At 40.6% G+C, this 13,773-nt stretch carries 8 protein-coding genes; all 8 read left to right on the forward strand.

What is annotated here, in order from left to right; translation table 11 throughout:
- Positions 1–64 precede the first annotated feature (64 nt).
- The 8 genes from IPF86_03330 to IPF86_03365 all read left to right on the forward strand — a co-directional run bounded on the left by IPF86_03330 (position 65) and on the right by IPF86_03365 (position 13,773).
- Entirely contained in the window at positions 65–7,543 is a 7,479-nt protein-coding gene (locus IPF86_03330) for a hypothetical protein (protein ID QQR50085.1), read from the forward strand.
- A 136-nt stretch (positions 7,544–7,679) separates the two neighbouring features.
- A complete protein-coding gene (locus IPF86_03335; GenBank protein ID QQR50086.1) occupies positions 7,680–8,819 on the forward strand; it encodes a hypothetical protein in 1,140 nt (379 codons plus the stop codon).
- 466 nt (positions 8,820–9,285) lie between these two features.
- A complete protein-coding gene (locus tag IPF86_03340) occupies positions 9,286–9,792 on the forward strand; it encodes a hypothetical protein (protein ID QQR50087.1) in 507 nt (168 codons plus the stop codon).
- Positions 9,713–10,234, forward strand: coding sequence for a hypothetical protein (locus tag IPF86_03345; GenBank protein ID QQR50088.1), 522 nt, complete (start codon positions 9,713–9,715; stop codon positions 10,232–10,234). The genes IPF86_03340 and IPF86_03345 overlap by 80 nt, the downstream gene beginning before the upstream one ends.
- Entirely contained in the window at positions 10,212–10,427 is a 216-nt protein-coding gene (locus tag IPF86_03350) for a hypothetical protein (protein ID QQR50089.1), read from the forward strand. The genes IPF86_03345 and IPF86_03350 overlap by 23 nt, the downstream gene beginning before the upstream one ends.
- Positions 10,428–10,444: 17 nt before the next feature.
- The gene (locus IPF86_03355) at positions 10,445–11,503 is read left to right on the forward strand and encodes a hypothetical protein (GenBank protein QQR50090.1); all 1,059 of its coding nucleotides are present in this window, start codon (positions 10,445–10,447) and stop codon (positions 11,501–11,503) included.
- Entirely contained in the window at positions 11,481–13,217 is a 1,737-nt protein-coding gene (locus IPF86_03360) for a carboxypeptidase regulatory-like domain-containing protein (GenBank protein ID QQR50091.1), read from the forward strand. Before IPF86_03355 ends, IPF86_03360 begins: the two co-directional genes overlap by 23 nt.
- Before the next feature lie 25 nt (positions 13,218–13,242).
- The gene (locus tag IPF86_03365; protein ID QQR50092.1) at positions 13,243–13,773 is read left to right on the forward strand and encodes a hypothetical protein; all 531 of its coding nucleotides are present in this window, start codon (positions 13,243–13,245) and stop codon (positions 13,771–13,773) included.

Raw genomic sequence — 13,773 nt, forward strand, 5'->3', positions numbered from 1 at the left:
TGCATATAGTGATTTTCCCCAGAAAATCTTACGTTTTACATGGTATACTTAAGGAACTATATCTATGCATTTTCTTCAACACTTTTTTAAAAGACGCAAAGAGTCTGAACAGGCCCATCTTGATGATATTTTTTTTGATGAAAAGAATACAGTTTTGTCTTTAAAAGAGAAAGTTTGGACGATTACCCTAAGCTACAATCGAATCAAGTCATTTTTACGGCAGCATGAATGGCCACTTTTTTATATTACAATCACGATTGTTGTCTTTGTTATTCTCGGTAGTTCCATGAGGAGTCAAGCCTCTGTTGCGCAGTTATATGCTACTTCATGTCTTGGAGGCTGGCAGAATACTAAAAATGCAGAAAATGCACCCGATGTTGCCGATAGAAATAATCTTTCACTTTTCTCAAAAGCAAACTCTGCATTCCTCGATAGTGCGAGTGGACAAATGTACTGTGGAGGATTTATCGGTGAATTTCCTGAAGCATCAATTCCAAATCAAATTAATGTTAAGTTTTCCTTATCAGTAGATACAGGCGATGTCCTTCATACAATAAATGAAGTTCCACAAAATGTTTCGCCGATTGACGCCTCACTAAATGGAACTGGCGACACTATACAAATACTTGAAGATATTAGTACAACAAATACAGAAGATACAAATGTCCCAAGTGATGTTGAGATTGTGCCAGAACCTCAGGCGATTGAAGAGCCTGCTGCACCAAGTGAAGAAGTCCCTGTCGTGCCACCATCTCCAGAACTCGGTGCATTTCTTTTTAGAAATCTTTTTGCTAGGGCTCTTGCAGAAGATACTGTGCCTGAGTCTGTAGTACCATCTGAGCCACCTGTTTCAGATGTTATTCCAGAAACCAACAATGAATCTTTAGTAGAGGTAATACCTATTGAAACGCCATCAGATGTCGAGCCAGTGCCTGAAGTGTCAAATAGTGAGGAACAAGTTCTTGAGGTGTCCAATACTGAACAGATAATAGATGCGACTATAACCGCAGAAGAAGTAAGCAAAGCGGGAGACATATCATCTTCTGGATCATCTGCTGCAACATCTAACGTGCAGGAGTCAGTACTGAAAGTTGCGTACACCTTAAATGGTGTAGATTGGAAACCGCTTGGTTTTATTACTTGGAATACTTGGAAAGATGCTAGCTTCTCAATTCCATTGTCAGAAGCAAGCACATGGGGCGATATTGCAAAAATCCAAATAAGCATCGAGAGTGTTCCGAGTATTGATGAGCCACCAATTATCTATGTGGATAGTGTCTACATTGAAGTCGGGTATGATGAAATCAATGAATCAGATAATCATCCAGTCATTAAAATTATTGATCGATCCCTCAACCCGATTTCTGGAGAAACAAATTTCACGACTAATGATGCTGTTATTTTTGATGTCGTAGAACCTAATTTCACTAATGAGGAGATTACACGTCTTATTCAAGAAGGCAAAGTTGAAGTGCTCCATGAAAAAGAAAATATATTTGGAGATGAGACATTTTCAGATGAGTTACTTCCGTCAGAAAGCTTAGATTCATTAAAGGAAGTTATTCAGCCTGCTATTGATGGAATAACTACTGAGGCCAATAACCAGTCTGATGAAAATGCTATAAATGACTTACAAATTATAGAAGGTGCTCCGCCTGAATCTTCTGAGCAAAGCATGGTACATGCCACCCCACTTAGTTTACTTCGTACTAGTAACACTAGAAAAGATTTTTTTTCGTTTAGTCCAAACGTTGCAATTGCAGCATCAATATATAACCAACCGCTTGATGTTGTTGTTTTAGATACTGATGGCAAGCCTACTGAAATTGCTGTAACAGTAACAAATGTAGAAGTAGACGGTATCTTTAAGCGCCACATTAGTATCGAAAAACCTGAACGAAGATTTCGTCCAGGTAAATACACATTACGTATTGGGATTCATACACAAAATGCTGTCATTCAGTCAGATCAGGATTTTACATGGGGAGTGCTGGCTATTAACATAGATCGTTCAATTGAATTACCAGGCAAAGACGCATATATCCAAATGGGCGTATTGAATGATCTGGGTCATACAATATGTAATGCCGTACTTACTCTTGATATAAAAAGTCCAAGTGGAATTGTGACGCATTTTGATACGAGCGATGACAGTATTGTATCAGCAGATGAATGTGGCCCCGATAATATAACTGAAGTTCCAGATTACTTTAGTCACTATGTAGTTCCGGAAGAGATTGGTGTGTATACCATGACATTAACAGCACAAACATTAAGTGGCACCAAAACAGTTAGTGATTCATTTGAGACGAAGTCATCTCCTTTGTTTGATGTGGTGCGGACAGGACCAACAAGAATAAATCCAACCGCAGGGTATCCAGTAACGATTGATATTATTCCTAAAAAAAATTGGGAAGGGGTGATCACTGAAAGAGTGCCTTCTGATTTTACTATTTCACCACCAATAAGAAGTATTTCATACGATACTGTTGAAACTCTAAATAATGAAAAGATACTTACGTGGAATGTATCACTTGTTAAAGGCAAGAAAACAACTATTGGCTATTACTTTGATGCTCCAGACGAAAGTCCGCAATTTTATCTCCTTGGACCACTTACATTTGAGCTTGCTTCAACAGAAGACACAAAAGCGACAACAGTATTTAAGGAGGCACGACAATGGCAAATTGCAAGTGACGTTGCGACTGTCGTACTTTTAACGACTGGTACGAGCTGGAGTGTGCCTGTAGACTTTGATCCAGCAAATAATACTATTGAAGGCATTGGTGGCGGTGGCGGCGGTGGTGGCGGAACAAATGGGACAGGAGCACAGGGTCGTGGAGGTGGAGGAGCTGGTGGAGGAGGTGAATATAGAAAAATTTCGAATTTCAATCCAGGCGGTGCTGGATCAATATCATATGTAATTGGTCAAGGTGGTAGTTTTGGTGCAGCAAATGCAAGTGGTAGTAGTGGTACTGATACGACATGGAATAGTACATCACTCGTAGCTAAGGCGGGTCTTTTAGGTGCAAATACAGGAGCAGGTACAGGAGGTACTGGGGGCGCAGGGGGCACTGGTGGCACAGGAGCTGCAGGGAATAATGATGGTGGTAAGGGTGGCAAAGGTGGGAATCGAAGTGTTACATTAGGTGGAGGTGGAGGTGGAGGTGGAGGAGCTGGCGGAACAAGTGCTGTCGGAGCTGGAGGAACAAACGGTACTGCTGGTAGTACTGGGGGCGCAGGAGGTGCTGGGGGTAATGCTTCTGGTGGAACAGCAGGAACGAGTAATGGAGGAGCTGGAGGAGCTGGTACTGTTTGGACCGATAACTCAGGTGGTGCTAATAATGGCGTACAAGGTGGAGCTGGTGGTGGCGGTGGAGGAGGACTTGCCGGTGCTGGTGCCGGTGGCGCATCAGGTACGGCTGGTAATTATGGAGCTGGCGGTGGCGGTGGAGCCGGTGGAGGTTCAGGTTCTTCAGCTGGAAGTGCTGGTACTACAGGAGCAAACGGTATTATTGCTGTTACCTATACTCCGTTTACTATTTCGGGTACTGCAAACGGTAATGATACTGCCACTGTAAGAGTTGCTATTAATGGAACTTTACAAGCTCAAACAGGAACTATTTCTGCTAGTGCCTGGTCTATTAGTGGAGTTACTTTACCAACGTCTGGAGATATTATTACTGTTTGGGTAGATAACGTAACTGATGCAAATGAATCAACTGCTGTAACCATATGGAGCTCGGGTAGTGTTTCTAGTATGTTGCTAAACACAAATTTTTTAACAATTGGAAGTAATCAAAATACAAGTTTGACGGTCACTAATCTTGGTCAATATGATTCTGATAATGACGAAGATATTATGCACACCGCAAATAGTGGCGCTTTCTTAGTGCAAGCAGCTGGCAATACGTATACAGGGGAAACTGTTACAATCGCTTCAAGTAATACACTAACAGTTAGTACGAGTGAATCACTTACAACAGAAAAAATGATTATAAGTGGGACAGTCACTTCATCTGGTACTGCTACGTATACATTTACAGGGACAACAGGGACACTCCTTACTAGAACTGGAACATTCACTCAAAGTAATTCAACGGTTAATATTACATCAGCATCTGGAACACCAACATTGCTGTCTGCTGCGGTCACGTTTCATATTCTTACTATTAATGCAGCTGCAACAGTCATAAATGCAGGTGCCGTCATAACTATCGAAGACACAAGTGGATCTTTGCTCTATATCCAAACTGGAGTACTCAATGATGATGGTTTAGGAATATCAACTTCGGCTTCTACCACCAATACATTGCAAATTGATTCTGGAGGTACGCTGTGTTTAGGTGGATCAAGCTCAAATACATCTGCAACTTGCAACACTGGTACTGTATCAACAACGACAAGGTCTATGCCAGCATTTAGTACGTATACATTAAATGCTTCTTCGACTGTTATTTATTTATCAGATGCGGACACAACTATTTCATCTACACCAACATATGGTAATTTGAAATTACAGCCAAAATTCGTAACTACTGCACGTACATATACCTTAAATGGCGCTATGACCGTTAATGGTAATTTTGATATAAATCCCGAAGAATCGGGTGCGGGCACACCTGCACTTACAGTTAATGCCGGAGGTACCATTACAGTAGCGACAACAAAAACAATAACTCTAACAAGATCAAATAGTTCAAGTAGTTCTCTTGATCTAAGACCTTCATCAACTGATTACGATCTTTCGGCTGGGTTCTTGGTGGTAGCCACTAGTGGTACTCTAGATGCAGGAAGTGCTTCATCTGCTATTACACTTACTGGTACTTCTGGAACGCTATTTACAAAAGCGGGTACCTTCACGCAAGGTACTTCTGAGGTAATTATAACGAGTGCGTCAGGTACGCCGACCTTGCTCTCGGCTGCAACAACATTCCATAAGTTGACTATTAATAGTACGGCAACCGTGATCAACGCTGGTGCTGTAATAACACTATCGAGTGCAGATGCTGCTAATAAACTTTATATTCAACAAGGTGTATTAAATGATGGAGGTAATCAAATCGTTGGCACAGCAAATGGAACTATGCAAATAGATGCTAGTGCAATGCTTTGCATAAATGGCACTGCTGCAGGAACAAATGCAACTTGTAATAGTGGTGCAACTATAGGTGGTGGATCAGGCGGATTCCCAACTAACTATACGAATGGCAATATTACCCTTGCAGTTACGTCTACTGTTTCATATTTGGGAAATGGTGGTCTGTCTATTTCATCTACACCGACGTATGGGAATCTTAAATTTAATCCAGTAATGGCTGGATCAAATAAAAGTTATACATTTTCTGGCGCAACAACTATAAATGGGGATTTTACGATCCTACCTTCAGGTGCTGCATTAGAATTAAAAGTAAAATTAGGGGGCGATCTGACTGTGGCTGCAACTAAAACAACGACAATTTCAAATAGCGGGGTTCCAACATCTTTATTGCAGCTACGTCCCGTGAGTACAGATTATAATTTGACCACTGGTTTTTTGAATGTCAGTAGTGGTTCCGAACTTGATGCAACTATCAGCTCATCGACTATTACTATTACGGGAACATCAGGTACGCTGTATACCAATGCTGGGACATTTGTTAATGGAAGTACAGAAGTAAACTTTTCCGGTAATGGTAGTGCGACGATCAATTCTGGCAGTATTACCTTTAATAATTTTAGAAGTTCTGGTACTGGTACAAAAAGCCTTGGTGTTTCAGGAATTTCTGTTGCGAATAATATATTTATTACTGCAGGAACCTTTAATCCAAACGGAGTAGCCATATCAGGTTCAGGAATTAGTAATGTACTAACAGCGACAAATAGTACTCTATTGGTAGATCAAAATACAACGACTGCTTTTTCTGATAATTATTCAAGTATGGAAACAGTAACACTTGGTACTGGTTCGACAGTTGACTACACGGGAAGTGGTTCGCAGACGATTAGTAGTTCATTCGGTTATGAAAATATAAAAACCTCAACAGGAGGCACCAAGACTTTAAATGGCACAACGGTGGCTAATGGATCAATTACCATTACTACATCAACACTTACGACAGCAGGTAATACACTGACCGCTCTGAGCATTTCGGTTGATGGGACAAGTACATTTACTGCTAGTTCGACATCTACTGTCACGATTAACGGCACCACCGGACCAGTTTTTACGCTTACCTCGGGGGGTGCATTCAATGCAAATTCATCATCGTTTATCTTTGACGGCAATGCGAGTATGACGCTTCTTTCTGGTGCATTCACCGGTAGTAATGCATTTAATAATGTCACCTTCTCTCCGACAGTGTCGATTGGCGGTAATAAAACCTATACTCCAAGCTCTACAGCAGTAGAGATAAATGGTAATTTTATTATTAATCCTTCAGCATTGGCTGTCTCGACAACTTTGATAGTAAATTTAGCAGCAAATCTTACTGTCGCAACAAATAAAACGGTAACAATCCAAGGAACTGGCACTGGGTTAGGCAGGATTGATATACAATCATTTGCTCTGAGTGCAGGTTCGATATCAATTGCATCAACTGGGACTATACTCGGTAATAGTGGGAATATTACCTTAGCTGAAAGCTGGACAAATAATGGAACATTTACTGCTGGAACATCAACAGTAACATTAAATAGTGGGACAACTGCAGTCGTAACCGGAACAACGACATTTTACAATCTCACTATTACCCATACGGCAGCCAAAGAGGTTGATTTTGCAACATCGGGCACCCCAATTTTTCACGTAACGAATGCATTTGTTGTTACGGGTAGTTCAGGTAATTTAATCAAACTGTACTCAGACTCTGCTGGTACTCAGTGGGAATTTCATCCTACAGGAACTGCTTCAGTTGATTATGCTGATGTCAAAGACGGCGGGTGTCAGTCGGGCGCTATAACTATTTCACCGACAAACTCAACGAATAGTGGCAATAATGATCCTTGTTGGTTTTTTGGTACTGCAATATCATTTGATATTGATACAGCGCTCACCGATAGTGACTCAAATGCCCCATATAGTGTGGCACTGGGCGCTATTACAACATCTGATACGAGAGTATCAGGAAGTACTGATTCTATAAATTATATTTGGTTTGATGTATCTAGTTCTGCATCTGGTGGTGTAGTTATAACAGTTGTTAATACAAATGGCTCCAATGGTTTAGTTTCTACTTCAGTACCAGCAGATAACATAAATAGTGCTGACGGTTCTGTCGCAGATGGTACCGAAAATTACGGATTGTGTATTGTTGCGGTTTCAGCAGTGTCAGGCACACTGGATGATGAAGGAGGGTATGATGGAGATACGTGTGCAGGTGACAGCGAAACCAATAATGTGCAACAGTTAACATCCACCGGTGAAATTTTATTTGATACAAATGGAGCCCCTATTACTACAGGTAGGGCACAAATCTCAGTTAATGCTTCAATAAGTGCCACAACTCCGGCACATGATAATTACACGGATACCTTGACCTTTATTGCAACTGGAACATTTTAAAAAAATAATAATTTTTGTTGGCAAATTATGATGGTAGTATGGACTGTGGATAACCCATATTGTGGATTTAGATGTTTTTTTGTGTTAAAATAATAGCACCTACGAAAATTTATTAACTATTTCATTTCTCTATATTATGAAAAGTATGCGCAGGTCTTTGGTTTTATTAGTTATACTAGCTGTTATTTTAAGTACGACTTATTATCCGTATCCTCATCTTGTTGAAGCAGCGTCAATTACTAGTGCAAAAGCAACATTTGGTAGATTAAAAGCAAGTACTGCCAATGAATTTGGTACCATCGAATTTGCAACTCCATCAGGTATTCAGACCGGCGGTGCTGATACTATTTCATTTACATTTAGTGCTGATTTTACTCTAGCCGCTGAAGTTGCCAATAACTACGATATCGAGCTTGGTGATAGTGCAACTTGTTCGAGTGCTACCTATACAGATGAAGTTGTGGCGCTTTCACCATCTGCGACTGATTGGGGGCTTGATATTACAGGTCAGGTAATCACACTTAGTCCTGAAACGGACCAGGTCCTTACGGCTGGTTTTTGTATGCGACTTGTTTGGGGTACAGCTGCAACAACTGGTGCGACAGGTTCATCGAGTACGATTACAAACGGTGCAGTGGATGATGATGATACCATTACGATTGGAGGCGTTTTTGGTGATAGTGGAACAATAACTGTGGATATTATTGATGATGATCAAGTCAGTGTTACTGCATCAGTTAATCAATCCATTACGTTTGACCTTGATGCAACAGTAGCTGATGGCGAGACAAATACGCCGTATTCTGTGGCACTTGGAACTATTACAACGACAGACACAAGAGTTTCTGGATCAACGGATACTGTGAACATGATTGTTGCTGAAGCAGACACCAATGCTAGTGGAGGCTTGGTTGTGACAGTCAGAAATGCTAATGGATCAAATGGTCTAGTTTCAACTTCTGTCCCAGCAGATAATATAAATAGTGCTGACGCTGCAATGATTGACGGAACAGAAAATTACGGACTATGTGTTATCACTGCTGGTCTAAGTGGCTTTACAATTGCGACCCCCTATGCGACTAATACCTGTGCTACCAACTCAGAAACAAATGACGTTGAAGCTCTAACAACAACAGGTGAGAGTATTCTAAGTACAACTGCCCCAGTAGCAGCGGCCCATGCAGAAATTTCAGTTAATGCTGCAATATCAGGCACTACAGTTGCTCATTCTGACTATACTGATACCCTTACCTTTATTGCCACGGCCACATTCTAATATCTTTTAATTATTTGATGAATCACATTAAAAAAAAGAGAGTAATCACATTGCTTGTTGTATTGTTTTTTTCTATTGTAAGTTTTACAACAAAAGCTGAGGCCCTGTCTCTTTGAAGGAGGGTATGATGGAGATACGTGTGCAGGTGACAGCGAAACCAATAATGTGCAACAGTTAACATCCACCGGTGAAATTTTATTTGATACAAATGGAGCCCCTATTACTACAGGTAGGGCACAAATCTCAGTTAATGCTTCAATAAGTGCCACAACTCCGGCACATGATAATTACACGGATACCTTGACCTTTATTGCAACTGGAACATTTTAAAAAAATAATAATTTTTGTTGGCAAATTATGATGGTAGTATGGACTGTGGATAACCCATATTGTGGATTTAGATGTTTTTTTGTGTTAAAATAATAGCACCTACGAAAATTTATTAACTATTTCATTTCTCTATATTATGAAAAGTATGCGCAGGTCTTTGGTTTTATTAGTTATACTAGCTGTTATTTTAAGTACGACTTATTATCCGTATCCTCATCTTGTTGAAGCAGCGTCAATTACTAGTGCAAAAGCAACATTTGGTAGATTAAAAGCAAGTACTGCCAATGAATTTGGTACCATCGAATTTGCAACTCCATCAGGTATTCAGACCGGCGGTGCTGATACTATTTCATTTACATTTAGTGCTGATTTTACTCTAGCCGCTGAAGTTGCCAATAACTACGATATCGAGCTTGGTGATAGTGCAACTTGTTCGAGTGCTACCTATACAGATGAAGTTGTGGCGCTTTCACCATCTGCGACTGATTGGGGGCTTGATATTACAGGTCAGGTAATCACACTTAGTCCTGAAACGGACCAGGTCCTTACGGCTGGTTTTTTGTATGCGACTTGTTTGGGGTACAGCTGCAACAACTGGTGCGACAGGTTCATCGAGTACGATTACAAACGGTGCAGTGGATGATGATGATACCATTACGATTGGAGGCGTTTTTGGTGATAGTGGAACAATAACTGTGGATATTATTGATGATGATCAAGTCAGTGTTACTGCATCAGTTAATCAATCCATTACGTTTGACCTTGATGCAACAGTAGCTGATGGCGAGACAAATACGCCGTATTCTGTGGCACTTGGAACTATTACAACGACAGACACAAGAGTTTCTGGATCAACGGATACTGTGAACATGATTGTTGCTGAAGCAGACACCAATGCTAGTGGAGGCTTGGTTGTGACAGTCAGAAATGCTAATGGATCAAATGGTCTAGTTTCAACTTCTGTCCCAGCAGATAATATAAATAGTGCTGACGCTGCAATGATTGACGGAACAGAAAATTACGGACTATGTGTTATCACTGCTGGTCTAAGTGGCTTTACAATTGCGACCCCCCTATGCGACTAATACCTGTGCTACCAACTCAGAAACAAATGACGTTGAAGCTCTAACAACAACAGGTGAGAGTATTCTAAGTACAACTGCCCCAGTAGCAGCGGCCCATGCAGAAATTTCAGTTAATGCTGCAATATCAGGCACTACAGTTGCTCATTCTGACTATACTGATACCCTTACCTTTATTGCCACGGCCACATTCTAATATCTTTTAATTATTTGATGAATCACATTAAAAAAAAGAGAGTAATCACATTGCTTGTTGTATTGTTTTTTTCTATTGTAAGTTTTACAACAAAAGCTGAGGCCCTGTCTCTTTCTCCTGTGCGATTTGAGCTTTCTGCTGACCCTGGAACCGTGATAAAAGATGAAATGGTATTACTCAATGAGACTGATACCACTGAAACATTTTATGCATCATTCTCAAATTTCGAGGCACAAGGCGAGAGTGGAAGTCCTAGCTTTTTGGAGCCAACAGAAGGTCTCGGTACTTGGATTACTACGCAAGATAGTATTACGATCCAAGGTGGTCAATCACAGATAGTTCCTTTTGAGATTACTGTGCCAAGCAATGCTCCTGCTGGGGGTAATTTTGCAGCAATTTTTTGGTCAACTAGTCCTCCAGTTGATGGTAGTGACTCTGTTATTATTGGTGCAAAAACAGGTATATTAGTCCTACTATCAGTCAATGGAGACGTAAAAGTTGCGGGTGGTATTAATGACTTTGATACTCTAGGGGGTCAACATTACTTTGAATCATTGCCTATTGATTTTATATATCATTTTCACAATGAAGGTGGCGATAGAATAAAGCCAGACGGAAATATTATTATTAAGAATATGCTTGGTTTGACCACTCTTATTCCTGCCAATAAGGTTGAGGGGAATGTGCTTCCAAATCAAACTAGAAAATTTGAAGTATTGTGGCAAGGTAAAGGTAGTCATTCAGTTAGTGAAGCCCAAGCAATCAGTGGATTTTTTAATAAAGCAAGATACGAATGGCAAAATTTTGCTATTGGCCGATATAAAGCTACATTATCGCTCATCTATGGCACCGTAACCGAGCCAGTAACCAAGTCAACTGTCCTTTGGGTTTTTCCATGGCACTTCCTGCTTATTTTTACCATAGTACTTCTCTTGGTATTGTTTATACTAAGAAAACTAATACGCACCTACAATCATTGGATTATTAAGCAAGTTGAAAAGCGGATGGAAGCTCAAGCCGCAAAGGACGCTACAATTTCTCAAAAAACACCTAATGATATGGGCCCGCGGATATAAGAGTTTTGCATTAATGCTTATAGCACTCACCTTTGGGTGCTTTTGGCTTTTTCAGTCCGCAGACTTATTGCCAATTACAGTCTTTGCTGATGAAATCATAGTAGAGGAAGATCCGGTAAGTGTTAATGCAGTCGTTGGGTCAGGTGATGGTGGGGAAGATACAGGCGGTGGTGGAGGTTCAGTTTCGTACTGCCAAGACGCAGCTGCAACAAATTTTGGAGATGTGCTGCCTTGTCAATACTCTCCATTGCCGACGACGTGCGTAAATCCACTTGCAACAAACTATGGAGGTGATTTGCCATGTGTTTTTGCAGTAGAGAATTTATGTCAAGATCCTGATGCAGTAAATTATCAAGGTGTATTGCCGTGCTTCTATGCTCCACCACCACCGAGATGCCAAGACGCAGCCGCGACAAATTTTGGAGAATTTTTACCATGTACATATCCTGAATCTCTCTTGTGTCAGGATTTATTTGCAGAAAATTATGGTAATCCACTGCCTTGTAGTTATCAAGAAGACTGTACGGGGCCTGATTGTGATGTTCCGTCGCCGTGTGTTGGCACAGGCTGCACGAATGATGAGAGTACTACTCCAGGAGGTGGAGGGACTGGAAATACAAATCCAACAGGACCGAGCGATTTTGCGACGGCTATTACCAACGTGGGCATAATTACTGATCAGGTTACTGAGAGCCTTTCAAATGCGCTTACTATTATCGGCAATACGATCCAGAATGTGACACCAGTTCTGGTGATGCCTGCAGGTAGTGTAGAAACAAAAATAATTACAACAGGAGGTTTGGTTGGGGCGGGCGTGTTCTCGCTTGCTTCATTGCTGTTTATAAATCCACTGTCATTTTCAGAAATTATATTCTTGCCGCTTCGTCTATGGTCGTTACTTCTCGCTGCACTAGGATTGTGGAAGCGCCGTCCGCCGTGGGGAACTGTGTATGATTCAATAACCAAGCAACCGCTTGATCCTGCTTATGTTGTTCTTTACGATAAGGATGGCAAGGAAGCTGCAACATCGATTACAGATCTGGATGGGCGATACGGCTTTTTGCCCCACGTTGGCACCTATACGATTACAGTTCAAAAAACCAATTATGAATTTCCGTCTAAAAAATTACAAGGACTTACTCATGATGAAATCTATCAAGATTTGTATTTTGGTAGCAGTCTAATAATCAAAGAAGAAGGGGAAGTTATTACTAAAAACATCCCTATGGATCCGCTTAATTTTGACTGGAACGAATTTGCTAAGCGCCAAAACAAACTCATGAAATTTTATTCAAAGCGCTATGTTATTTGGAAGCAAATAAGTGACACTCTTTTTGTTATCGGTCTTGTGCTGGCATTGATTGCATTCCTTGTTGCTCCAAAACCATACAATACGATCATACTACTGTGTTACTTGGTCTTTCTGTTCCTTCGACAAACTAATCTATTTCGTCATCCACTCGGTAGTGTGGTTGAAAAGAGTACAAATGAGCCACTGGCATTTGCTGTCGTACATATATTCCATGCCGGGTCTACCAGTGAGATTATGCGCAAAGTTGCAGATAAAAGTGGGCGTTTCTACTCATTGGTTCCTAACGGTAAATATTATGTAAAAATAGAGAAAAAGAATGCAGATATGAGTTATAGTCTCGTTCACACTTCCATGCCGTTTATTGTTCGTAAAGGTCATATCGATACAACGTTTAAAATATAGAAAGAAAATTGCTATACTTACTACTATGCAAAGTAACTATCAAATAAAATTTAAGACGTACGTTGCGCGGGTAGTACTTGCCTCGCTCCTAATTATTATTGGTCTAGTTCCGGTTCTGGTACGCGCAGCTGCTACTCCGTTACCGCCGACTGCTGTAGGAATATTTAATAATATAGACTCTGTACAAACAAAAGTTGAAAATGCAATTCCGCCAAGTGTCTTAGTAAACCTGCAGAAAATTTTTACCACCATTGATGCATACCGAGTAACCATAGCAAATGTGATAGTTAGTAAACGCACCTCGCTCGAAAAGAAATTACAAGATGTCCTCATACAAAAGTTAGAGAAATCAGATACACTTTTTAATTTTGAAACTAATACGAATGATGAAACCTCTGAGTATAATCCACTCGAAATGGGCATTATTCAGTTTGAAGTATTCTTGTTGACGTTTATTTCCTATATATTTACGAGTGTAGTTATTTTCTACATTTGCTTGGCACTTTTGTTGTACTGGCTTATGAGGGCTTTTTATAGGCTTATTCGAGGCCGGTAA

This window comes from Candidatus Nomurabacteria bacterium (assembly GCA_016699085.1).
Taxonomy (GTDB): Bacteria; Patescibacteriota; Minisyncoccia; order Phycocordibacterales; family UBA9973; genus CAZLWF01.